Source organism: Enterobacter sp. BWH64 (genome assembly GCF_001037645.1).
Lineage (GTDB): Bacteria > Pseudomonadota > Gammaproteobacteria > Enterobacterales > Enterobacteriaceae > Enterobacter > Enterobacter hormaechei_C.
Genome location: NZ_KQ089922.1, coordinates 529,219 through 553,833 on the forward strand (window position 1 = coordinate 529,219; position 24,615 = coordinate 553,833).

The window sequence follows — 24,615 nt, forward strand, 5'->3', positions numbered from 1 at the left end:
CCCAAATTAGTCACGATAGTGTTATCAGGCGCGCCGCTTGGTGGCAGAGTCCATCCAGACTGCCAGCAAAAGAATGGCACCCTTGACGATATACTGCCAAAACGTCGGCACGTCCATCATACTCATCCCGTTATCCAGCGAAGCCATAATAAATGCGCCCATCACCGCCCCCGCCACGCTGCCAATGCCCCCGGCGAGGCTGGTCCCGCCAATCACGCAGGCGGCGATGGCGTCCAGCTCGGCAATGTTACCCGCAGACGGGGAGCCCGCCCCCAGTCGCGAACTGAGGATCAGCCCCGCGATGGCCACCATCAGGCCGTTGATGGCAAAGACGGCGAGTTTGGTGCGTTCTACGTTGATACCAGATAAACGCGCGGCTTCCAGATTGCCGCCGATGGCATAAATACGGCGACCGAATGCGGTACGTGTGGCCATAAACATCCCACCTAACAGCAACAGCGCCAGCAGCAGAACGGGCGTTGGGACGCCGCGATAATCGTTTAACAGCCAGATGGCCCCCAGCACAATCACCGCAGTAAGCGCCTGACGGCCGACAACCGAGGTTGAGGCAGGCGAGGCCAGCCCCAGCGCCTGGCGACGCATACGTCCTCGCCATTGCCACGCGACAAACGCCATCAGCCCAACCACGCCGATCGTAAAACCGACGCCATCAGAGAGGTAGCTTTGGCCAATCTGGGACATCGAGGCGCTGGTCGGGGAGACGGTGGTGCCGTTGGTGATCCCAATCAGAATGCCGCGGAAGGCCAGCATCCCCGCTAAGGTGACGATAAACGACGGGACTTTACGGTAGGCCACCCACCAGCCATTCCACGCCCCCAGCAGCAGACCCAGCACCAGCGTGACCGCAATCGTCAGCGGCAGCGGCCAGCCGAGCCAGACGTCAAAAATTGCCGCCACGCCGCCGAGCAGACCCATCATCGACCCTACCGACAGGTCAATTTCCGCTGAGATAATCACAAAGACCATCCCCACCGCCAGGATCCCGGTGATGGCGGTCTGACGCAGCAGGTTAGAGACGTTACGTGCGCTCAAATAGGAGCCATCGGTCATCCAGGTAAAGAACAACATGATCACGATAATGGCGGCAATCATTACAAAAACTTGCAGATTCAGCGATTTAAGTCCTGCGAACGCACCGGGCGTCGGAACAGCGACTTTGATATCAGACGGGTTGCTTTTCGACATGGCGTTCGCTCCTTAAGGCAGCTTCCATCACCTGCTCTTGCGTCAGGTTCTGGTTGTTCAGGTTGGCTTTGAGTTTCCCTTCATGCATGACCAGCACGCGGTCGCTCAGCCCCAGCACTTCAGGCAATTCGGACGAGATAACAATGACGGCAATCCCTTGCTGCACAAGCTGGTTGATCAGCTTGTAGATTTCATACTTCGCGCCGATATCGATCCCGCGGGTGGGTTCGTCCAGAATTAAAATGCGCGGATTAAGCAGCAGGCAGCGCGCCAGAATCGCTTTCTGCTGGTTGCCGCCGCTCAGGCGTCCTATCGCCAGCTCCGGCGAGGAGGTTTTCACCTTAAGCCGGGCAAGCGACTGGAGAATACACTGCTGTTCTGCGGCATCATCCAGGCTGCTCAGCGCGCCGGTAAACTGGCTGAGCGCCGCCAGCGTGATATTTTTTCCCACCGCCATTACCGGCACGATGCCGTCTTTTTTGCGGTCTTCTGGCACCATGGCAATGCCCTTAGCAATAGCCTGCTGGCAGTTGTCGATTTTTACCGGCTGACCGTCGATATAAATTTTGCCTTCCCAGCGCCCCGGCCAGACGCCAAAGAGACACTGCACGGCCTCGGTTCTTCCCGCACCCACTAAACCCGCAATGCCGAGAATTTCGCCGCGGTGCAGCGAGAAGGAGAGGTTATCCACGCGCTTGATATGGCGGTTAACGGGATGCCACGCCGTCAGGTTTTCCACGCGCAGGAGCTCTTCGCCGATGGTGTGCGGTTCGTTGGGATACAGCGCGGTGAGTTCGCGACCCACCATCATGGTGATGATGTCATCCTCGCTCATGCCTTCTGCTTCACGCGTGCCGATGTGCTGCCCGTCGCGGATGACGCAGATGGTGTCGGAAATGGCTTTCACCTCATTGAGCTTGTGCGAAATATAGATGCAGGCGATACCGTGGTTTTGCAGATCGCGGATGATATTGAGCAGTACGGCGGTTTCCTGTTCGGTGAGTGAGGCGGTTGGTTCGTCGAGGATCAGCAGGCGCACCTGTTTGTTCAGCGCCTTGGCGATCTCGACCAGCTGCTGCTGGCCTAAACCTAAGTCGCCCACGCGCGTATCCGGTGAGATAGCCAGGCTCACCTGAGCCAGCAGTTTTTCGCAGCGCAGCGTCATGGTGTCGTAATCCAGTACGCCGTGGCGTGAGAGTTCGGCACCGAGAAAGATATTTTCCAGCACGGTAAGGTGCTTCACCAGCGCCAGCTCCTGGTGAATGATAGCGATGCCTTTACGTTCGGTATCGCGAATGTGCGTGGCCTGGAGCACCTCACCGGCAAAAACGATTTCGCCCTCGTAGCTGCCGTGCGGGTAGATCCCGCACAACACTTTCATCAGCGTGGATTTTCCCGAGCCATTTTCGCCGCACAGCGACATCACTTCGCCGGGATTCAGCCGCAGGCTTACGTTATCGACTGCTTTCACCGCTCCGAAGGCTTTGGTGATGCTTTTCATTTCAAGTAAATAAGACATAACTGCTCCGCATAGCCCAACAGATGAACAGGGCAGGTCAATGCGCCCCTGCCGGGCAGGGGCTGCGCTGGATTACAGTTCACTCTTCTTATGGAAACCGTCTTTCACCACGGTGGCGTCAATATTCTCTTTGTTGACTTCGATAGGGGTAAGCAGGCGAGCAGGTACGTCTTTCAGGCCGTTATTTAACGTCGCGTCTGCTTTAGGTTGCTGGCCATTGCCCAGCTCAACGGCAATTTCGGCGGCCGTATTAGCAAGCTCGGTAATGGGCTTATACACCGTCATGGTCTGGGTACCCGCGATGATGCGTTTTACACCCGCAAGGTCGGCGTCCTGTCCGGAAATAGCGACTTTCCCGGCCAGTCCCTGCGCGCTCAGCGCCTGAATGGCGCCACCCGCAGTGGCATCGTTAGAGGCCACCACCGCATCGATTTTGTTGTTATTTGCGGTCAACGCGTTTTCCATAATTTTCAGCGCGTTTTCCGGTAACCAGCCGTCAGCCCACTGGTCGCCGACGACTTTAATTTTGCCCTCGTCGATATACGGCTTCAGCACTTTCATTTGTCCCTGGCGGAACAGTTTGGCGTTGTTATCCACAGGCGAGCCGCCCATCAGGAAATAATTACCCTGAGGCACTTTTGCGACCAGGCTTTTAGCCTGTAATTCGCCCACCTTTTCATTGTCGAACGAAATATAATAATCAATATCGGCATTATTAATCATGCGGTCATAAGCCAGGACTTTTATCCCTTCCTGTTTCGCTTCTTTCACCACGTTGCTTAATACCTGGCCGTTATACGGGATAATGACCAGCACATCGACGCCACGGTTGATCATATTCTCGATTTGCGACATTTGCGTCTCTTCGTTGCCGTTAGCGGACTGAACGAACACCTCCGCGCCGAGAGATTCCGCTTTTTTAACAAAGATATCGCGATCTTTTTGCCAGCGCTCCAGGCGTAAGTCATCAATCGCCATGCCGATTTTGACCTCTTTGGCATGTCCGGCAAAGCTTGCAAGCAGGAGAGTAGTGCAGAGCGTTAGGGTCAGGTTCTTTATCTTCATAATTATTAGGCCTTTTTGTAGGGGTATGTGTAGCTGAGATAAAAGAAACGTTCACTGCTGAGACGCAGCAAATTTTTAACGTGGAAAGGCCTGCTGGCAATTACAGATTTTTATCTTCTCATTACGATATTTGGTTTATTTCTGAATTTATGACCGCGATCGGATTTTAAAAAGCGTAACCTATTAATTACATTTGATTCTGGAATGCGCGCCGAAAAATAGTTTGTCTGCGCATTATTTTGCGAGCCAGCGCACAATTGCGCATTATCTCAATAGCAGTGTGAAATAACGTAATTGAGCAACCTCCAATGTCTATTCACTATTACTCCAGAAGCAAGACCACGCCGCATACCCTGATTATGGAGCTCAATATGCAAGCTTATTTCGACCAACTCGATCGCGTTCGTTTCGAAGGCACGAAAACGACCAATCCTTTAGCATTTCGTCACTACAACCCGGATGAGCTGGTGCTGGGTAAGCGCATGGAAGATCACTTGCGCTTTGCCGCCTGCTACTGGCACACCTTCTGCTGGAACGGTGCCGATATGTTCGGCGTGGGCTCTTTTGACCGTCCATGGCAACAGCCGGGCGAGGCCATTGAGCTGGCGAAGCGTAAAGCCGACGTCGCGTTCGAGTTCTTCCATAAGCTGAACGTGCCGTACTACTGTTTCCACGATGTGGACGTGTCGCCGGAAGGGGCATCGCTGAAAGAGTATCTGAACAATTTCGCGCAGATGGTCGACGTACTGGCTGAAAAACAGCAGCAAAGCGGCGTGAAGCTGCTCTGGGGTACGGCTAACTGCTTTACCAATCCTCGCTATGGCGCGGGTGCGGCAACCAACCCGGACCCGGAAGTCTTCAGCTGGGCGGCAACCCAGGTCGTGACCGCGATGAACGCCACGCATCAGCTGGGCGGTGAGAACTATGTACTCTGGGGCGGTCGTGAAGGCTATGAAACGCTGCTGAATACCGACCTGCGTCAGGAGCGTGAGCAGATTGGTCGCTTTATGCAGATGGTTGTGGACCACAAACACAAAATCGGTTTCCGCGGCACGCTGCTGATTGAGCCAAAACCACAGGAGCCAACCAAACATCAGTACGACTACGATGTCGCCACCGTGTATGGCTTCCTGAAGCAGTTTGGTCTGGAAAAAGAGATCAAAGTCAATATTGAGGCTAACCACGCTACCCTGGCGGGCCACTCGTTCCATCACGAAATTGCCTCTGCGATTGCACTGGGCATCTTCGGCTCTGTCGATGCTAACCGTGGTGATCCACAGCTGGGCTGGGATACCGACCAGTTCCCGAACAGCGTGGAAGAGAATGCGCTGGTGATGTACGAGATCATCAAAGCGGGCGGTTTCACCACCGGCGGCCTGAACTTCGACGCCAAAGTGCGTCGCCAGAGCACCGACAAATACGATCTGTTCTACGGGCATATTGGCGCGATGGACACCATGGCGCTGGCGCTGAAAGTGGCGGCCCGTATGATTGAAGACGGTGAGCTGGATAAGCGCGTGGCGAAGCGCTACAGCGGCTGGAACAGTGAGCTGGGCCAGCAAATTTTGAAAGGTCAGTTATCGCTTGCGGAGATCGCGAAGTACGCTGAACAGCATCAGCTTGCGCCGCAGCATCAGAGTGGCCATCAGGAGCTGCTGGAAAACCTGGTCAATCACTACCTGTTCGATAAATAACAGCATCCAGGCCCGGTAAGCGCAGCGCCACCGGGCATTTTCGTCAAAGGAGCCACCACATGTATATCGGGATCGATCTTGGCACGTCGGGGGTGAAAGCCATCCTGTTAAGCGAGCAGGGCGATGTATTAGCCACGCAGACTGAAAAGTTGCAGGTTTCACGTCCGTATCCGCTTTGGTCGGAACAAGATCCGGAGCAGTGGTGGCAGGCGACAGAGCGTGCGATGAAAGCCTTAGGCGAGCAGCATAGCCTGCGCGACGTGAAAGCGCTGGGCATTGCCGGGCAAATGCATGGCGCAACGTTGCTGGATAGTCAGCATCGCGTTCTGCGCCCGGCTATTCTCTGGAACGATGGCCGCTGTGCGGAAGAGTGCGCGATCCTTGAGGAGCGTGTGCCTGCATCCCGTGAAATTACGGGCAACCTGATGATGCCCGGTTTTACCGCGCCAAAACTCCTGTGGGTGCAGCGCCATGAGCCTGAGATTTTTCGTCAGGTGGCGAAGGTTCTGTTGCCGAAAGACTACCTGCGTTTTCGCATGACGGGGGATTTTGCCAGCGACATGTCTGACGCCGCGGGTACGATGTGGCTCGACGTGGCGAAACGGGACTGGAGCGAGGCGATGCTGGATGCCTGCCAGCTGACGCGCGACCATATGCCTGCGCTGTTTGAAGGCAGTGAAATCACGGGGGCTTTGCAGCCTTCTGTTGCTGAACGCTGGAACATGCCAGCCGTACCTGTCGTCGCCGGCGGCGGCGATAATGCGGCGGGTGCGGTCGGCGTGGGGATGGTCGAGGCAGGGCAGGCCATGCTCTCACTCGGTACCTCCGGCGTCTATTTTGCCGTCAGTGACGGGTATCGTAGTAACCCTGAAAGCGCCATACACAGTTTCTGCCACGCGTTGCCGGGTAAATGGCATTTGATGTCGGTGATGCTGAGCGCGGCTTCCTGCCTTGACTGGGCGGCAAAGCTAACCGGAATGGCGGACGTCCCGGCGCTTATAACAGCGGCACAGCAGGCAGATGATAATGCCGGTGCGGTCTGGTTTTTACCGTACCTTTCCGGCGAGCGGACGCCGCATAACAACCCGGAAGCGAAAGGGGTGTTCTTCGGCCTTACCCATCAGCACGGCCCGGCAGAGCTGGCGCGCGCGGTGCTTGAAGGCGTTGGCTATGCTCTGGCGGACGGAATGGATGTCGTGCATGACTGTGGACTGACGCCATCCAGCATTACGTTAATTGGCGGCGGTGCACGAAGCAGCTACTGGCGGCAAATGCTTTCCGATATCAGCGGGTTGCAGCTGGACTATCGTACGGGAGGCGATGTCGGCCCGGCGCTCGGTGCGGCACGGCTGGCGCAAATTGCGCTGAACGCGGATAAACCACTGCACCAGCTTTTGCCCCAGCTGCCGCTTGAACGGCAGCATCGTCCTGATGCGAAAAATCATGCTCGCTATGCTGAAAGACGAGACGTGTTCCGCAAAATCTATCAGCAGCTTTTGCCGCTAATGTCATAAACAGGAGCCGGGTGGCGCTAACGCTTACCCGGCCTACCAGCCTTCAACCGGGTTAGCTTACAAACCTGCGCGCATCGATTCTTTGCAGCAACATTGACAGCAGCAGGCTGACAACCAGCGTAACGGTAAATATCCAGACAATATCCAGCACCGGCCAGCTTTTAAGCTCAACGCCGCGGGTGCGCAGGGCGTGGATCACCAGCGCGTGAAAACCGTAAATGCCCAGCGAGTGGCGAGAGATAAACCCCAGCACCGGAAGCGGGCGGGCATTCAGGGTGTTTTTAACCAGCGTCAGCAGAGAGATCGCGCAGATAAAGACCATCGGCCCGCAGTAGAGATACCAGGTATCGGCAAAGTTGCCGCGCCATTGCAGCTCATGCAGCGTCCCGCGAGAGATAATAAACACACCGACGAGAAACGCGGCCGCGCATAGCCAGTTTATTCCTCGCTTTTGCGTCTCCATCATGCCAATGGCGCGCCCCAGCATGCCGTACAGCACGTAATAAAACGTATCCCCGGTGATATAAAGGTTAACGGGCAGCCATTCAAAGCCATCAATTTTCTGTGAAACGGTATTCGGGTTGGCCACGATCCCGATTATTACCATCAAGGCCAGCAGCATTTTACCGCTGACGTTTTTTACCTGAATTAACGGTGACACCAGATAGATAACGATTATCGCGAAGAAAAACCACAGATGATAGAACACCGGTTTTTGCAACAAATTGAGCAGGGAACGTTCAGCGTTAATTGAAGTGAACAGGATGATATAGAGCAGCGAAATGGCGCTGTAAAACAGCAGACAGGAGACAATACGGATGAAATGTCTTGGCTGCGCGCTACGCTCGCCAAAAAAGAGAAAACCGGAAATCATAAAGAACAGCGGGACGCTCACGCGGGAGGCCGAGTTCAGAATATTGGCGACATCCCAGTTAACAGGGCTGATACTGTGCGCGTTCGTGACATACCAGGTCGTTGTGTGGATCATCACCACCATCAGACAGGCTATTCCCCGCAGGTTATCAATCCAGTTAATTTTTGACTGCATCAGTTCCTCTGTATTCCTGATAAAAAAAGTGTGACTGCGATTGTGTAAAACTTTTCCCTTGGAAAATTCTGAGTTTAGCCAGGCTAACTTGTAGGGAGCTGGCGAGATTCGCAGAATGACGGACTTTAATCTATAAACGTGTTGCTACTAAAAATAACAGCCACTGACCAGGGCGGTAATAAAAATGATGATGAAGCGTGGGGTGTCACTCTTTCTGCTGCTCTTATTAACAGGATGCAGTGCTTCTGAGGAGATACCTGTCCAAAAAGCGCAGCAGGGGAAAATGAGCCCGGAGCGTTCCCTGAATATGGAACAGCTGTGCAGGGATCAGGCGGCTCACCGCTATAATTCCGAAGCACAGAAAATTCATATAAACGGCTTCGAGCGCTTTCAGGGCAGCTATGAACTGAAAGGCTATACGGCGCGTAAAGAGGGCTTTGTCTGCTCTTTTGATGCAGACGGCCAGTTTTTACATCTCTCAATGCGTTAAATTGCTCGTATAAGCAGCAACCAGAGCCTTCGCAGGTTCTGGCTGTAGGGCTTATTCCCCAATTTTCCCTAAACAACCCCGTTTCGTACTGTATATCTTGCAGCCAGCGGGTATACTGATCCCTTCCATTTAAAACCACACGTATCCAGCACGAAATACTATGCAAAAGTTTGATACCAAGACCTTCCAGGGCCTGATCCTGACCTTACAGGATTACTGGGCTCGTCAGGGCTGCACCATTGTTCAACCTTTGGACATGGAAGTTGGCGCAGGCACCTCACACCCGATGACCAGCCTGCGCGCGTTAGGGCCAGAGCCAATGGCGACCGCCTATGTGCAGCCATCCCGTCGTCCGACCGATGGCCGTTACGGCGAAAACCCGAACCGTTTGCAGCACTACTATCAGTTCCAGGTGGTGATTAAGCCATCACCCGACAACATTCAGGAACTGTACCTCGGGTCACTGAAAGAGCTGGGTATGGATCCAACCATTCACGACATTCGTTTCGTGGAAGATAACTGGGAAAACCCAACGCTGGGTGCCTGGGGTCTGGGTTGGGAAGTGTGGCTGAACGGCATGGAAGTGACCCAGTTCACTTACTTCCAGCAGGTTGGCGGTCTGGAATGTAAACCGATTACCGGCGAAATCACCTATGGTCTGGAACGTCTGGCCATGTACATTCAGGGCGTAGACAGCGTTTACGACCTGGTCTGGAGCGACGGCCCGCTGGGTAAAACCACCTACGGCGACGTGTTCCATCAGAACGAAGTGGAGCAATCCACCTATAACTTCGAATACGCGGACGTGGACTTCCTGTTCACCTGCTTCGAGCAGTACGAGAAAGAAGCCCAGCAGCTGCTGGCGCTGGAGACTCCGCTGCCGCTGCCTGCCTACGAGCGTATTCTGAAGGCTGCCCACAGCTTCAACCTGCTGGATGCCCGCAAAGCGATCTCCGTGACTGAACGTCAGCGCTACATTCTGCGTATTCGTACCCTGACCAAAGCCGTTGCAGAAGCTTACTACGCGTCCCGTGAAGCCCTTGGCTTCCCGATGTGCAACCGAAACAAATAAGAGGCGGCCATGTCTGAGAAAACTTTCCTGGTGGAAATCGGCACTGAAGAGCTGCCACCAAAAGCCCTGCGCAGCCTGGCTGAATCTTTCGCTGCGAACGTCACTGCTGAGCTGGATAACGCTGGCCTGGCGCACGGTAAAATTGAGTGGTTTGCTGCGCCGCGTCGTCTGGCGCTGAAAGTGGCAAACCTGGCGGCGTCCCAGCCGGATCGCGAAGTTGAAAAACGTGGCCCGGCCATTGCTCAGGCGTTCGACGCGGAAGGCAAGCCGAGCAAAGCGGCAGAAGGCTGGGCGCGCGGCTGCGGCATCACCGTTGATCAGGCTGAGCGTCTGACCACCGACAAAGGTGAGTGGCTGCTGTACCGTGCCCATGTGAAAGGCGAAAGCGCCGAAGCGCTGCTGCCTGACATGATCGCGACCTCGCTGGCAAAATTGCCGATTCCTAAGCTGATGCGCTGGGGCGCGTCCGACGTACACTTTGTGCGTCCGGTTCACACCGTGACCCTGCTGCTGGGCGATACCGTTATCCCGGCGACCATTCTGGGCGTGGCGTCCGATCGCGTGATCCGCGGCCATCGCTTTATGGGCGAGTCGGAGTTCACTATCGACAATGCTGACCAGTACCCGCAGATCCTGCTGGAGCGCGGCAAGGTCATTGCTGACTACGAACAGCGTAAAGCCAAAATCAAAGCGGACGCAGAAGACGCGGCGCGCAAAATTGGCGGTAATGCCGATCTGAGCGACAGCCTGCTGGAAGAGGTGACTTCGCTGGTCGAATGGCCGGTTGTACTGACCGCGAAATTCGAAGAGAAATTCCTGGCCGTTCCGGCAGAAGCGCTGGTTTACACCATGAAGGGTGACCAGAAGTACTTCCCGGTTTACGCCAACGACGGCAAGCTGCTGCCAAACTTCATCTTCGTGGCGAACATCGAATCGAAAGATCCGAGCCAGATTATCTCCGGTAACGAGAAAGTGGTGCGTCCGCGTCTGGCGGATGCCGAGTTCTTCTTCAACACCGACCGTAAAAAACGTCTGGAAGATAACCTGCCGCGTCTGCAAACCGTACTGTTCCAGCAGCAGCTGGGTACGCTGCGCGACAAAACCGACCGTATCGCGGAGCTGTCCGGCTGGATTGCCCGTGAAATTGGCGCCGACGTTAATCACGCTACCCGTGCGGGCCTGCTCTCCAAGTGCGACCTGATGACCAACATGGTGTTCGAATTTACCGACACCCAGGGCGTGATGGGCATGCACTACGCGCGTCACGATGGCGAAGCGGAAGACGTGGCGGTAGCCCTGAACGAGCAGTATCAGCCGCGCTTTGCCGGTGACGATCTGCCGTCTAACCCGGTTGCCTGCGCCGTGGCGATTGCCGATAAGATGGACACCCTGGCGGGTATCTTCGGTATCGGTCAGCATCCGAAAGGCGATAAAGACCCGTTCGCGCTGCGTCGTGCTGCGCTGGGCGTGCTGCGAATCATCGTAGAGAAGAACCTTAACCTCGATCTGCAAACGCTGACCGAAGAAGCGGTACGTCTGTATGGCGATAAGCTGACCAACGCGAAGGTTGTGGATGATGTTATCGACTTTATGCTCGGTCGTTTCCGCGCGTGGTATCAGGACGAAGGTTACTCCGTTGATACCATTCAGGCGGTGCTGGCGCGTCGTCCGACCCGTCCGGCAGATTTCGATGCGCGTATGAAAGCGGTATCCCACTTCCGTACGCTGGAAGCGGCGTCTGCGCTGGCCGCGGCCAACAAGCGTGTATCCAACATCCTCGCGAAATCCGACGAAACGCTGAACGAGCGCGTCAACGCTGCAACCCTGAAAGAGCCGGAAGAGATTTCTCTGGCGATGCAGGTTGTGGTGCTGCGCGACAAGCTGGAGCCGTATTTCGCGGAAGGTCGCTACCAGGAAGCGCTGGTGGAGCTGGCAGAGCTGCGTGACGTCATCGACGCCTTCTTCGAGAAGGTGATGGTGAACGTGGAAGATAAAGAGCTGCGGATTAACCGTCTCTCGATGCTTGAGAAACTGCGTGAGCTGTTCCTGCGCGTGGCGGATATTTCGCTGCTGCAATAACGTAAAAAACCCGCCCCTGACAGGCGGGAAGAACGGCAACTAAACTTTTTCTCTTCGTAGGCCGGGAAAGCGTAGCGCCTCCCGGCAAAAGCCCGATGGCGCGATGCTTATCGGGCCTACGTTACTTTGAGATACTTTTTCTTTACACCCTCTCAAACACCGTCGCGATACCCTGACCCAACCCGATACACATCGTTGCCAGTCCGAACTGGGCATCTTTGCGTTCCATCAGGTTAATCAGCGTGGTACTGATACGCGCCCCGGAACAGCCCAGCGGGTGACCGAGGGCGATCGCGCCGCCGTTGAGGTTAATCTTCTCGTCGATCTGATCCATCAGTCCCAGATCTTTAATGCACGGCAGGATCTGCGCGGCGAACGCTTCGTTCATCTCAAAGAGGTCGATATCACTTGCGCTCAGCCCCGCTTTTTTCAGCGCCAGTTTTGATGCCGGAACCGGGCCGTAGCCCATGATGGAAGGATCGCAGCCCACGACCGCCATCGAACGCACGCGGGCGCGTGGCGTCAGGCCTAATTCGCGGGCGCGGCTTTCGCTCATTACCAGCATCGCGGCGGCACCGTCGGACAGGGCAGACGAGGTGCCCGCCGTTACCGTGCCGGTGACCGGATCAAATGCCGGACGCAGGGTAGAAAGCGCTTCGACCGTGGTTTCCGGGCGGATAACTTCGTCGTAGCTGAACTGCTTCAGTACGCCGTCTGCGTCGTGACCGCCGGTTGGGATGATCTCATTCTTAAAGGCACCAGACTGCGTGGCGGCCCAGGCGCGGGCATGCGAGCGTGCGGCAAACGCATCCTGCATCTCACGGCTGATGCCGTGCAGACGGGAGAGCATCTCGGCGGTCAGGCCCATCATACCGGCGGCTTTCGCCACGTTGCGGCTCATGCCAGGATGGAAATCGACCCCGTGGCTCATTGGCACGTGGCCCATGTGCTCCACGCCGCCCACCAGACAGGCCTGCGCATCGCCGGTCATGATCATCCGCGCCGCGTCGTGCAGCGCCTGCATCGACGAACCGCAAAGACGGTTGACGGTGACGGCCGGAACCGAATGCGGGATCTCCGCCAGCAGGGACGCGTTACGGGCAATGTTGAAGCCCTGCTCCAGCGTCTGCTGCACGCAGCCCCAGTAGATATCGTCCAGCGCTGCTGGGTCCAGCGCCGGGTTACGCGCCAGCAGGCTACGCATCAGGTGCGCGGAGAGATCTTCCGCGCGCACGTTACGGAACGCACCGCCTTTTGAACGGCCCATCGGGGTGCGAATCGCATCAACAATGACAACCTTTTCCATTGTGACTCCTTAAGCCGTTTTCAGTTCGCCAACCGGACGGGCTGGCTCAACTGCTGGGTAGTAGGGTTCGTTATGGCGCGCTTTGTTACGCAGCCCTTCCGGCACCTCATAAAGCGGGCCGAGGTGCTGGTACTGCTGAGCCATATCGAGATAGCGGGCGCTGCCGAGCGTATCCAGCCAGCGGAACGCGCCTCCGTGGAACGGAGGGAAGCCGAGGCCGTACACCAGCGCCATATCCGCTTCTGCCGGGCTGGCGATAATGCCTTCTTCGAGGCAGCGCACCACTTCGTTGACCATTGGGATCATCATCCGTGCGATGATCTCATCGTCGGTGAAGTCGCGTTTTGGCTGACTGACGTTGGCCAGCAGGCCATCCACCGCCGGATCTTCTTCTTTCTTCGGTTTGCCTTTGCTGTCTTCTTTATAGCGCCAGAAGCCCAGACCGTTTTTCTGCCCGAAGCGGTTGGCGTCGAACAGGGCATCAATGGCGTCGCGATAATCTTTCTGCATGCGCTGCGGGAAGCCCGCCGCCATCACCGCCTGCGCGTGATGGGCAGTGTCGATGCCGACAACGTCCAGCAGATACGCCGGGCCCATCGGCCAGCCGAACTGTTTTTCCATCACTTTGTCGATTTTGCGGAAGTCTGCGCCGTCGCGCAGCAGCTGGCTGAAACCGGCGAAGTACGGGAACAGCACGCGGTTAACGAAGAAGCCCGGGCAGTCGTTAACCACGATCGGCGTTTTGCCCATCTTGCTCGCCCACGCCACCACTTTGGCGATGGTTTCGTCGGAGGTTTTTTCCCCTCGGATCACTTCGACCAGCGGCATGCGGTGCACCGGGTTAAAGAAGTGCATCCCGCAGAAGTTTTCCGGACGCTTCAGCACGCTCGCCAGTTCGCTGATAGGAATGGTGGAGGTGTTAGAGGCCAGCACGGTTTCCGGACGCACCTTGTCTTCGGTTTCGGCCAGCACCGCTTTTTTCACTTTCGGGTTCTCGACGACCGCTTCAACCACCACGTCCATACGGTCGAAACCGCTGTATTCCAGCACTGGCTGGATGGTGGAGATCACGCCTGCAAGCTTCAGACCATCAATTTTGCCGCGCTCAAGCTGTTTATTCAGCAGCTTGGCCGCTTCGGTCATGCCCAGCGTCAGGGATTTCTCGTTGATGTCCTTCATCACCACCGGCACGCCTTTCCAGGCAGACTGGTAGGCGATGCCGCCCCCCATAATGCCCGCGCCGAGTACCGCCGCGTGTTTTGGCGTTTCAACGTTTTTGGTGAGTTGTTTGGCTTTGCCTTTCACGAACTGATCGTTAAGGAAGATACCAACCAGCGCGCGGGCTTCGTTGGTGTGCGCCAGCGGGACAAAGCTCTGGTTTTCAAGCTTCAGAGCGTCATCACGGCCCAGACGGGCTGCCGCTTCAATGGTTTTCACCGCCGTGATCGGCGCCGGGTAGTGTTTACCCGCCGTCTGCATCACCATGCCTTTGGCGATGGTGAAGCTCATGGTGGCTTCAATTTTGCTGAGCTTTAATGGCTCCAGCTTTGGCTGACGTTTGGCTTTCCAGTCGAGATCGCCGTTAATCGTCTGACGCAGAATGGCGATAGCACCCTCAATCAGTTTTTCAGGCTTAACCACGCCGTCCACCAGGCCGATTTTCTGCGCCTGTTCTGCGCCGACATCTTTACCCGCGGCAATGATCTCCAGCGCGCTGTCGGCACCCAGCATGCGCGGCATACGCACGGAACCGCCAAAGCCCGGCATGATGCCCAGCTTGGTTTCCGGCAGGCCGATGCGCAGGTCCGGCGTCGCCAGACGGTAGTCGGTCGCCAGCACGCACTCGCAGCCACCGCCCAGCGCGTAGCCGTTAACGGCGGAAAGGGTCGGGACAGGCAGATCTTCCAGACGATTAAAAACGCTGTTGGCAAAGTGCAGCCACTGGCTCAGCTGTTCTTCGGGCACCAGGAACAGCGACAGGAATTCGGTGATATCCGCGCCAACGATAAAGGCCGCTTTGTTGGAGCGCAGCAGCAGCCCTTTCAAATCTGATTGCTTTTCAAGTACATCCAGCGCCTGGCCAAGACTGGCCACCGTCGCGGTATCAAGCTTGTTCACTGAGCCGGGGGCATCGAACACCAGTTCGGCAATGCCATCTTCCAGCCAGTCTACGTACAGGGTGTCGCCTTTGTAGAGCATGTCGGTCTCCTGAATCCAGCAATTGGATCTGGTCATACCAGATGAAACGGAGTGTGGAATTTATGTTAATAAAATGCAAATTAGTCATTAAGAAATTGCTGCGCTGATCACGGTCGGTGGAAATCACGCAGCCGGAGTGAGGTGTGCTAAGATGCGATGACTTGAGGTCAAAAAAACGAAAGGAAGAATGATGGACTCACTGGCTTCGCTTTATAAAAATCATATCGTTACCCTACAGGAACGTACCCGCGATGTACTGGCCCGCTTCAAGCTGGATGCCCTGCTGATCCACTCCGGCGAGCTGATGAATACTTTTCTTGATGACCATGCTTATCCCTTCAAGGTTAACCCGCAGTTTAAAGCCTGGGTGCCTGTCACGCAGGTTCCAAATTGCTGGCTGCTGGTGGATGGCGTGAACAAGCCGAAACTGTGGTTCTACCTGCCGGTCGATTACTGGCACAACGTGGAGCCGCTGCCGACCTCATTCTGGACCGAAGAAATTGACGTGATTGCGCTGCCAAAAGCAGACGGTATTGGCAGCCAGCTGCCAGCGGCGCGCGGCAACATCGGCTACATTGGTCCGGTTCCTGAGCGTGCGCTGGGTCTGGATATTCCGGCAGATAAACTCAACCCGAAAGGCGTGCTGGATTATCTGCACTACTATCGCGCCTACAAGACCGACTACGAACTTTACTGCATGCGTGAAGCGCAAAAAACGGCGGTGAATGGCCACCGTGCGGCGCACGAAGCGTTCCAGTCCGGTATGAGCGAGTTCGATATTAATCAGGCCTACCTGACGGCGACCGGCCACCGCGATACCGACGTGCCGTACAGCAACATCGTGGCGCTGAATGAACATGCCTCGGTTCTGCACTACACCAAACTGGATCATCAGGTTCCGGCTGAGATGCGCAGCTTCCTGCTGGACGCGGGGGCTGAGTACAATGGTTATGCGGCAGACCTGACCCGTACCTGGGCGGCGAATGCGGACACCGATTTTGCGCAATTGATCAAAGACGTGAACGACGAACAGCTGGCGCTGATTGGCACCATGAAGGCCGGAACCAGCTACGTGGATTATCACATCCAGTTCCATCAGCGCATCGCTAAACTGCTGCGTAAGCATCAGATTGTCAAAGACATGAGCGAAGAGGCGATGGTTGAGAACGATCTGACCGGGCCATTTATGCCGCATGGTATCGGTCACCCGCTGGGTTTGCAGGTTCATGACGTCGCGGGCTTTATGCAGGATGATACCGGTACGCACCTGGCGGCACCGTCTAAATATCCTTATCTGCGCTGCACCCGCGTTCTGGCGCCGCGTATGGTATTGACCATCGAGCCGGGCATCTACTTTATTGAATCCCTGCTGGCACCGTGGCGCGAAGGGCAATTCAGCAAGCACTTCAACTGGGAGAAAATTGAAGCGCTGAAGCCGTATGGCGGCATTCGTATCGAGGATAACGTGGTTATTCACGAGAACAGCATTGAGAACATGACGCGAGATCTGAAGCTGGCCTGATGGAAAGCTGGCTGATACCGGCCGAGCCGGTCACCTTTGTTGAGGAAATCAAGAAAAGCCGCTTTATCACGCTGCTGGCGCATACCGACGGCGTGGAGGCGGCGAAGGCGTTCGTCGAGTCCGTCCGCGCGCAGCACCCCGATGCCCGCCATCACTGTGTGGCGTGGGTCGCAGGGCCGCCAGACGACTCACAGCAGCTCGGGTTTTCTGACGACGGTGAACCGGCGGGTACGGCCGGAAAACCGATGCTATCCCAGTTAATGGGCAGCGGCGTGGGTGAAATCACCGCCGTTGTTGTCCGCTACTACGGGGGCATTTTGTTAGGCACCGGAGGGCTGGTTAAAGCCTACGGAGGTGGTGTCCAGCAGGCGCTTAATCTGCTGATAACAACCCGCAAAACGCCACTTACGGAATATACTTTGTTATGCGATTACGCCCAGCTATCGGGTATCGAAGCACTGCTTAAACAGTTTAACGGTGTCATCGCACACAGTGATTATCAGGCAATGGTGCAATTACGCGTGGCGCTTCCTCAGGCGGAACTGGCTGCTTTTTCAGCAAAACTCGCTGATTTTAGTCGCGGTTCATTGCAATTACTGCCGATTGAAGAATAATCCCCACCTCACAATTTTGAATACCTAAGGAAGCGGCAGAGATGCATTTTCGTGCCATTACCCGAATCGTTGGATTGCTGGTCATACTTTTCTCCGGGACAATGATCATTCCCGGACTGGTGGCGCTCATCTACCGGGACGGCGCGGGGCGTGCATTTACGCAAACCTTTTTTGTCGCGCTGACGATTGGCTCCCTGCTGTGGTGGCCAAACCGCCGTGAGAAAGGTGAACTGAAATCCCGGGAGGGGTTTCTGATTGTGGTCCTGTTCTGGACGGTACTGGGAAGCGTGGGTGCGCTGCCGTTTATCTTCTCCGAACAACCGAATCTCACCGTCACGGATGCGTTTTTTGAATCGTTCTCCGGATTAACGACCACCGGGGCTACCACGCTGGTGGGGCTGGATTCGCTCCCGCATGCGATTCTCTTTTACCGGCAGATGCTCCAGTGGTTCGGCGGTATGGGGATCATCGTCCTGGCGGTAGCTATCCTGCCGATTCTGGGCGTCGGGGGGATGCAGCTTTACCGGGCGGAGATGCCCGGCCCGCTGAAAGATAACAAGATGCGCCCGCGTATTGCGGAGACGGCGAAGACCCTGTGGCTTATCTATGTCCTGCTGACGGTGGCCTGCGCGCTGGCGCTGTGGTTTGCCGGGATGCCTGCGTTTGATGCCATCGGGCACAGCTTTGCGACTATTGCTATCGGCGGGTTCTCCACCCACGATGCCAGCGTCGGCTACTTCGACAGCCCGACAATCAATACCATCATTGCCATCTTTTTGCTGATCTCAGGCTGTAACTACGGTCTACACTTCTCGTTGCTTAGCGGACGGAGCCTGAAGGTGTACTGGCGCGACCCGGAGTTCCGGATGTTTATTGGCGTCCAGCTGACCCTGGTGGTTATCTGTACCCTGGTACTGTGGTTCCACGATGTTTATAACTCGGCGGTCACGACCCTGAACCAGGCCTTCTTCCAGGTGGTATCGATGGCGACAACCGCTGGTTTCACCACGGACAGTATTGCGCGTTGGCCACTGTTCCTGCCGGTGCTGCTGTTGTGCTCTGCGTTTATCGGCGGTTGCGCCGGGTCAACGGGCGGCGGTCTGAAGGTGATCCGCATTCTGCTGCTGTTCAAGCAGGGGAACCGTGAGCTGAAACGTCTGGTCCACCCGAATGCGGTTTACAGTATTAAGCTGGGGAACCGCGCGTTGCCGGAGCGCATCCTCGAAGCGGTGTGGGGATTCTTCTCCGCTTATGCGCTGGTCTTTATTGTCAGTATGCTGGCGATTATCGCCACGGGCGTGGATGATTTCTCTGCCTTCGCCTCTGTGGTGGCAACGTTAAACAACCTGGGGCCGGGGCTGGGCGTCGTGGCGGATAACTTCGCCAGTATGAACCCGGTGGCGAAGTGGATCTTAATCGCCAATATGCTGTTTGGGCGTCTTGAGGTCTTTACGCTGCTGGTGCTGTTTACCCCAACATTCTGGCGTGAGTAAGGAGACATTGGTGAAAACGTTAATTCTTTTCTCAACGCGTGACGGGCAAACGCGTGAGATTGCTTCATATCTGGCTTCCGAACTCAAAGAGCTGGGCATTTATTCTGATGTGGTGAACCTGAATCGCACAGAGCAGATTGCCTGGCAGGATTACGACCGCGTGGTCATTGGCGCTTCAATTCGTTACGGCCATTTCCATCCGGCGCTGGATCGCTTTGTGAAAAAGCATACGGCGGAGCTCGCTCAACTGCCTGGCGCGTTTTACTCGGTCAACCTGGTTGCCCGTAAAGCGGAGAAGCGTACGCCGCAGACCAACAGCTATACGCGCAAGTTTTTGCTAAGTTCGCCATGGCAGCCCGATATCTGTTCTGTCTTTGCTGGCGCGCTGCGTTACCCGCGTTACCGCTGGTATGACCGCTTTATGATCCGCCTGATCATGAAAATGACGGGCGGGGAAACGGATACGCGTAAAGAAGTGGTTTATACCGACTGGGCCCAGGTCGCCAGTTTTGCCCGTGAAATTGCGCGTTTAACGGACGATGCGCGGGATAAATAAGCGTTGAGTTTGAAAAGTGAGCGAACGAAATTTTTTTTGTATTTAGTGCTTGTCACTTCAGAAGAACTCCCTATAATGCGCCTCCACTGACACGGAACAACGGCACGCAAGCCGCCGGGTCAGCAGAGAAAAGCAAAACAAACGCTTGACTCTGAAGCGGGAAAGCGTAATATGCACACCCCGCGCCGCAGCGAAAACGAAGCGGCACTGCTCTTTAACAATTTATCAGACAATCTGTGTGGGCACTCAAAGTGACATGGATTCTTAATGTCCTCGGACACTAAATGAATACCAAGTCTCAACGAGTGAACACGTAATTCATTACGAAGTTTAATTCATTGAGCATCAAACTTTTAAATTGAAGAGTTTGATCATGGCTCAGATTGAACGCTGGCGGCAGGCCTAACACATGCAAGTCGAACGGTAACAGGAAGCAGCTTGCTGCTTCGCTGACGAGTGGCGGACGGGTGAGTAATGTCTGGGAAACTGCCTGATGGAGGGGGATAACTACTGGAAACGGTAGCTAATACCGCATAATGTCGCAAGACCAAAGAGGGGGACCTTCGGGCCTCTTGCCATCGGATGTGCCCAGATGGGATTAGCTAGTAGGTGGGGTAACGGCTCACCTAGGCGACGATCCCTAGCTGGTCTGAGAGGATGACCAGCCACACTGGAACTGAGACACGGTCCAGACTCCTACGGGAGGCAGCAGTGGGGAATATTGCACAATGGGCGCAAGCCTGATGCAGCCATGCCGCGTGTATGAAGAAGGCCTTCGGGTTGTAAAGTACTTTCAGCGGGGAGGAAGGCGATAAGGTTAATAACCTTGTCGATTGACGTTACCCGCAGAAGAAGCACCGGCTAACTCCGTGCCAGCAGCCGCGGTAATACGGAGGGTGCAAGCGTTAATCGGAATTACTGGGCGTAAAGCGCACGCAGGCGGTCTGTCAAGTCGGATGTGAAATCCCCGGGCTCAACCTGGGAACTGCATTCGAAACTGGCAGGCTAGAGTCTTGTAGAGGGGGGTAGAATTCCAGGTGTAGCGGTGAAATGCGTAGAGATCTGGAGGAATACCGGTGGCGAAGGCGGCCCCCTGGACAAAGACTGACGCTCAGGTGCGAAAGCGTGGGGAGCAAACAGGATTAGATACCCTGGTAGTCCACGCCGTAAACGATGTCGACTTGGAGGTTGTGCCCTTGAGGCGTGGCTTCCGGAGCTAACGCGTTAAGTCGACCGCCTGGGGAGTACGGCCGCAAGGTTAAAACTCAAATGAATTGACGGGGGCCCGCACAAGCGGTGGAGCATGTGGTTTAATTCGATGCAACGCGAAGAACCTTACCTACTCTTGACATCCAGAGAACTTTGCAGAGATGGTTTGGTGCCTTCGGGAACTCTGAGACAGGTGCTGCATGGCTGTCGTCAGCTCGTGTTGTGAAATGTTGGGTTAAGTCCCGCAACGAGCGCAACCCTTATCCTTTGTTGCCAGCGGTTAGGCCGGGAACTCAAAGGAGACTGCCAGTGATAAACTGGAGGAAGGTGGGGATGACGTCAAGTCATCATGGCCCTTACGAGTAGGGCTACACACGTGCTACAATGGCGCATACAAAGAGAAGCGACCTCGCGAGAGCAAGCGGACCTCATAAAGTGCGTCGTAGTCCGGATTGGAGTCTGCAACTCGACTCCATGAAGTCGGAATCGCTAGTAATCGTGGATCAGAATGCCACGGTGAATACGTTCCCGGGCCTTGTACACACCGCCCGTCACACCATGGGAGTGGGTTGCAAAAGAAGTAGGTAGCTTAACCTTCGGGAGGGCGCTTACCACTTTGTGATTCATGACTGGGGTGAAGTCGTAACAAGGTAACCGTAGGGGAACCTGCGGTTGGATCACCTCCTTACCTTAAAGAACCTGCCTTTGCAGTGCTCACACAGATTGTCTGATGAAAAACAGCAGTAAAAAACCTCTACAGGCTTGTAGCTCAGGTGGTTAGAGCGCACCCCTGATAAGGGTGAGGTCGGTGGTTCAAGTCCACTCAGGCCTACCAAATTTGCGAAGCAAATTTGAAGAGGTTGTTTATACGATGGGGCTATAGCTCAGCTGGGAGAGCGCCTGCCTTGCACGCAGGAGGTCTGCGGTTCGATCCCGCATAGCTCCACCATCTTTTACTGCGAACACAAGAAAACTTCAGAGTGAACCTGAAAAGGTGCACTGCGAAGTTTTGCTCTTTAAAAATCTGGATCAAGCTGAAAATTGAAACGACACACAGCTCATGTGTGTTCGAGTCTCTCAAATTTTCGCAATCAGAAGTGAAACATCTTCGGGTTGTGAGGTTAAGCGACTAAGCGTACACGGTGGATGCCCTGGCAGTCAGAGGCGATGAAGGACGTGCTAATCTGCGAAAAGCGCCGGCGAGGTGATATGAACCCTTGACCCGGCGATGTCCGAATGGGGAAACCCAGTGCAATTCGTTGCACTATCGTTAACTGAATACATAGGTTAACGAGGCGAACCGGGGGAACTGAAACATCTAAGTACCCCGAGGAAAAGAAATCAACCGAGATTCCCCCAGTAGCGGCGAGCGAACGGGGAGCAGCCCGGAGTCTGAATCAGCTTGTGTGTTAGTGGAACGGTCTGGAAAGTCCGACGGTACAGGGTGATAGTCCCGTACACGAAAGCACACTTGCTGTGAACTCGAAGAGTAGGGCGGGACACGTGGTATCCTGTCTGAATATGGGGGGACCATCCTCCAAGGCTAAATACTCCTGACTGACCGATAGTGAACCAGTACCGTGAGGGAAAGGCGAAAAGAACCCCGGCGAGGGGAGTGAAAAAGAACCTGAAACCGTGTACGTACAAACAGTGGGAGCCTCTTTATGGGGTGACTGCGTACCTTTTGTATAATGGGTCAGCGACTTATATTCTGTAGCAAGGTTAACCGTATAGGGGAGCCGAAGGGAAACCGAGTCTTAACTGGGCGTTAAGTTGCAGGGTATAGACCCGAAACCCGGTGATCTAGCCATGGGCAGGTTGAAGGTTGGGTAACACTAACTGGAGGACCGAACCGACTAATGTTGAAAAATTAGCGGATGACCTGTGGCTGGGGGTGAAAGGCCAATCAAACCGGGAGATAGCTGGTTCTCCCCGAAAGCTATTTAGGTAGCGCCTCGTGAACTCATCTTCGGGGGTAGAGCACTGTTTCGGCTAGGGGGCCATCCCGGCTTACCAACCCGATGCAAACTACGAATACCGAAGAATGTTATCACGGGAGACACACGGCGGGTGCTAACGTCCGTCGTGAAGAGGGAAACAACCCAGACCGCCAGCTAAGGTCCCAAAGTCATGGTTAAGTGGGAAACGATGTGGGAAGGCACAGACAGCCAGGATGTTGGCTTAGAAGCAGCCATCATTTAAAGAAAGCGTAATAGCTCACTGGTCGAGTCGGCCTGCGCGGAAGATGTAACGGGGCTAAACCATGCACCGAAGCTGCGGCAGCGACACTATGTGTTGTTGGGTAGGGGAGCGTTCTGTAAGCCGTTGAAGGTGTGCTGTGAGGCATGCTGGAGGTATCAGAAGTGCGAATGCTGACATAAGTAACGATAAAGCGGGTGAAAAGCCCGCTCGCCGGAAGACCAAGGGTTCCTGTCCAACGTTAATCGGGGCAGGGTGAGTCGACCCCTAAGGCGAGGCCGAAAGGCGTAGTCGATGGGAAACAGGTTAATATTCCTGTACTTGGTGTTACTGCGAAGGGGGGACGGAGAAGGCTATGTCAGCCGGGCGACGGTTGTCCCGGTTTAAGCATGTAGGCGGAGGTTCCAGGTAAATCCGGTACCTTGTTAACGCTGAGGTGTGATGACGAGGCACTACGGTGCTGAAGTGATAAATGCCCTGCTTCCAGGAAAAGCCTCTAAGCATCAGGTAACACGAAATCGTACCCCAAACCGACACAGGTGGTCAGGTAGAGAATACCAAGGCGCTTGAGAGAACTCGGGTGAAGGAACTAGGCAAAATGGTGCCGTAACTTCGGGAGAAGGCACGCTGATGTGTAGGTGAAGCCCCTGCGGGCGGAGCTGAAATCAGTCGAAGATACCAGCTGGCTGCAACTGTTTATTAAAAACACAGCACTGTGCAAACACGAAAGTGGACGTATACGGTGTGACGCCTGCCCGGTGCCGGAAGGTTAATTGATGGGGTTAGCGGCAACGCGAAGCTCTTGATCGAAGCCCCGGTAAACGGCGGCCGTAACTATAACGGTCCTAAGGTAGCGAAATTCCTTGTCGGGTAAGTTCCGACCTGCACGAATGGCGTAATGATGGCCAGGCTGTCTCCACCCGAGACTCAGTGAAATTGAACTCGCTGTGAAGATGCAGTGTACCCGCGGCAAGACGGAAAGACCCCGTGAACCTTTACTATAGCTTGACACTGAACACTGGTCCTTGATGTGTAGGATAGGTGGGAGGCTTTGAAGCGTGGACGCCAGTCTGCGTGGAGCCAACCTTGAAATACCACCCTTTAATGGCTGGTGTTCTAACGTAGACCCGTAATCCGGGTTGCGGACAGTGTCTGGTGGGTAGTTTGACTGGGGCGGTCTCCTCCCAAAGAGTAACGGAGGAGCACGAAGGTTGGCTAATCCTGGTCGGACATCAGGAGGTTAGTGCAATGGCATAAGCCAGCTTGACTGCGAGCGTGACGGCGCGAGCAGGTGCGAAAGCAGGTCATAGTGATCCGGTGGTTCTGAATGGAAGGGCCATCGCTCAACGGATAAAAGGTACTCCGGGGATAACAGGCTGATACCGCCCAAGAGTTCATATCGACGGCGGTGTTTGGCACCTCGATGTCGGCTCATCACATCCTGGGGCTGAAGTAGGTCCCAAGGGTATGGCTGTTCGCCATTTAAAGTGGTACGCGAGCTGGGTTTAGAACGTCGTGAGACAGTTCGGTCCCTATCTGCCGTGGGCGCTGGAGAATTGAGGGGGGCTGCTCCTAGTACGAGAGGACCGGAGTGGACGCATCACTGGTGTTCGGGTTGTCATGCCAATGGCACTGCCCGGTAGCTAAATGCGGAAGAGATAAGTGCTGAAAGCATCTAAGCACGAAACTTGCCCCGAGATGAGTTCTCCCTGAGACTTTAAGTCTCCTGAAGGAACGTTGAAGACGACGACGTTGATAGGTCGGGTGTGTAAGCGCAGCGATGCGTTGAGCTAACCGATACTAATGAACCGTGAGGCTTAACCTTACAAC

The 24,615-nt window shown here is 55.3% G+C and carries 15 protein-coding genes, 2 tRNA genes and 2 rRNA genes; 13 read left to right on the plus strand and 6 right to left on the minus strand.

Features of this window, described 5'->3' with window-relative positions; translation table 11 throughout:
- Nucleotides 1–24 precede the first annotated feature (24 nt).
- The 3 genes from xylH to xylF form a co-directional block, all read right to left on the minus strand.
- A complete protein-coding gene (xylH, locus tag SK50_RS02495; protein WP_003860151.1) occupies nucleotides 25–1,206 on the minus strand; it encodes a xylose ABC transporter permease XylH in 1,182 nt (393 codons plus the stop codon).
- Nucleotides 1,184–2,725, minus strand: a complete 1,542-nt coding sequence (locus tag SK50_RS02500; protein ID WP_045344796.1) for a xylose ABC transporter ATP-binding protein — start codon at nucleotides 2,723–2,725, stop codon at nucleotides 1,184–1,186. The genes xylH and SK50_RS02500 overlap by 23 nt, the downstream gene beginning before the upstream one ends.
- Before the next feature lie 72 nt (nucleotides 2,726–2,797).
- Entirely contained in the window at nucleotides 2,798–3,790 is a 993-nt protein-coding gene (gene xylF, locus SK50_RS02505) for a D-xylose ABC transporter substrate-binding protein (RefSeq protein WP_006808602.1), read from the minus strand.
- A 371-nt stretch (nucleotides 3,791–4,161) separates the two neighbouring features.
- Here xylF and xylA point away from each other — a divergent pair, with 371 nt between their 5' ends.
- On the plus strand, nucleotides 4,162–5,484 hold the full coding sequence (gene xylA, locus SK50_RS02510; protein ID WP_026080557.1) for a xylose isomerase: 1,323 nt from the start codon (nucleotides 4,162–4,164) through the stop codon (nucleotides 5,482–5,484).
- Between the two features lie 59 nt (nucleotides 5,485–5,543).
- Nucleotides 5,544–6,998, plus strand: a complete 1,455-nt coding sequence (xylB, locus tag SK50_RS02515) for a xylulokinase (protein WP_045344797.1) — start codon at nucleotides 5,544–5,546, stop codon at nucleotides 6,996–6,998.
- A 52-nt stretch (nucleotides 6,999–7,050) separates the two neighbouring features.
- Here xylB and SK50_RS02520 read toward each other — a convergent pair whose 3' ends face one another.
- Complete coding sequence (locus tag SK50_RS02520) at nucleotides 7,051–8,046, minus strand: acyltransferase (protein WP_045334698.1); 996 nt, start codon at nucleotides 8,044–8,046, stop codon at nucleotides 7,051–7,053.
- Nucleotides 8,047–8,230: 184 nt separating this feature from the next.
- On the opposite strand from SK50_RS02520, the gene SK50_RS02525 reads away from it, so the two are divergent.
- The 3 genes from SK50_RS02525 to glyS all read left to right on the plus strand — a co-directional run bounded on the left by SK50_RS02525 (nucleotide 8,231) and on the right by glyS (nucleotide 11,687).
- Nucleotides 8,231–8,536 (plus strand): YsaB family lipoprotein, encoded by a 306-nt coding sequence (locus SK50_RS02525; protein ID WP_017693801.1) that lies wholly within the window; start codon nucleotides 8,231–8,233, stop codon nucleotides 8,534–8,536.
- A 160-nt stretch (nucleotides 8,537–8,696) separates the two neighbouring features.
- Nucleotides 8,697–9,608, plus strand: coding sequence for a glycine--tRNA ligase subunit alpha (glyQ, locus tag SK50_RS02530; protein WP_003860141.1), 912 nt, complete (start codon nucleotides 8,697–8,699; stop codon nucleotides 9,606–9,608).
- 9 nt (nucleotides 9,609–9,617) lie between these two features.
- The gene (gene glyS / locus SK50_RS02535) at nucleotides 9,618–11,687 is read left to right on the plus strand and encodes a glycine--tRNA ligase subunit beta (RefSeq protein WP_015572740.1); all 2,070 of its coding nucleotides are present in this window, start codon (nucleotides 9,618–9,620) and stop codon (nucleotides 11,685–11,687) included.
- A 142-nt stretch (nucleotides 11,688–11,829) separates the two neighbouring features.
- On the opposite strand, the gene fadA is transcribed toward glyS, so the two are convergent.
- On the minus strand, nucleotides 11,830–12,993 hold the full coding sequence (gene fadA, locus SK50_RS02540) for an acetyl-CoA C-acyltransferase FadA (RefSeq protein ID WP_000416981.1): 1,164 nt from the start codon (nucleotides 12,991–12,993) through the stop codon (nucleotides 11,830–11,832).
- A gap of 9 nt (nucleotides 12,994–13,002) precedes the next feature.
- Entirely contained in the window at nucleotides 13,003–15,192 is a 2,190-nt protein-coding gene (gene fadB, locus SK50_RS02545) for a fatty acid oxidation complex subunit alpha FadB (RefSeq protein ID WP_048229067.1), read from the minus strand.
- Nucleotides 15,193–15,382: 190 nt separating this feature from the next.
- On the opposite strand from fadB, the gene pepQ reads away from it, so the two are divergent.
- The 8 genes from pepQ (at nucleotide 15,383) to SK50_RS02585 (ending at nucleotide 24,610) form a co-directional block, all read left to right on the plus strand.
- The gene (gene pepQ / locus SK50_RS02550) at nucleotides 15,383–16,714 is read left to right on the plus strand and encodes a Xaa-Pro dipeptidase (RefSeq protein ID WP_017382602.1); all 1,332 of its coding nucleotides are present in this window, start codon (nucleotides 15,383–15,385) and stop codon (nucleotides 16,712–16,714) included.
- On the plus strand, nucleotides 16,714–17,328 hold the full coding sequence (locus SK50_RS02555) for an IMPACT family protein (RefSeq protein WP_015572737.1): 615 nt from the start codon (nucleotides 16,714–16,716) through the stop codon (nucleotides 17,326–17,328). The genes pepQ and SK50_RS02555 overlap by 1 nt, the downstream gene beginning before the upstream one ends.
- A 41-nt stretch (nucleotides 17,329–17,369) precedes the next feature.
- The gene (trkH, locus tag SK50_RS02560; protein WP_006808591.1) at nucleotides 17,370–18,821 is read left to right on the plus strand and encodes a Trk system potassium transporter TrkH; all 1,452 of its coding nucleotides are present in this window, start codon (nucleotides 17,370–17,372) and stop codon (nucleotides 18,819–18,821) included.
- A gap of 10 nt (nucleotides 18,822–18,831) precedes the next feature.
- Nucleotides 18,832–19,377: a menaquinone-dependent protoporphyrinogen IX dehydrogenase gene (hemG, locus tag SK50_RS02565; protein ID WP_017382603.1), complete on the plus strand. Its 546-nt coding sequence runs from the start codon at nucleotides 18,832–18,834 to the stop codon at nucleotides 19,375–19,377.
- A gap of 355 nt (nucleotides 19,378–19,732) precedes the next feature.
- Nucleotides 19,733–21,274, plus strand: a 16S ribosomal RNA gene (locus SK50_RS02570).
- A gap of 70 nt (nucleotides 21,275–21,344) precedes the next feature.
- Nucleotides 21,345–21,421: transfer RNA gene (locus SK50_RS02575), tRNA-Ile, on the plus strand.
- A 38-nt stretch (nucleotides 21,422–21,459) separates the two neighbouring features.
- Nucleotides 21,460–21,535 (plus strand) — tRNA-Ala (locus SK50_RS02580).
- Nucleotides 21,536–21,705: 170 nt separating this feature from the next.
- A 23S ribosomal RNA gene (locus SK50_RS02585) occupies nucleotides 21,706–24,610 on the plus strand.
- The 16S and 23S rRNA genes sit together here with 2 tRNA genes alongside, the layout of an rRNA operon.
- Nucleotides 24,611–24,615: the final 5 nt, after the last annotated feature.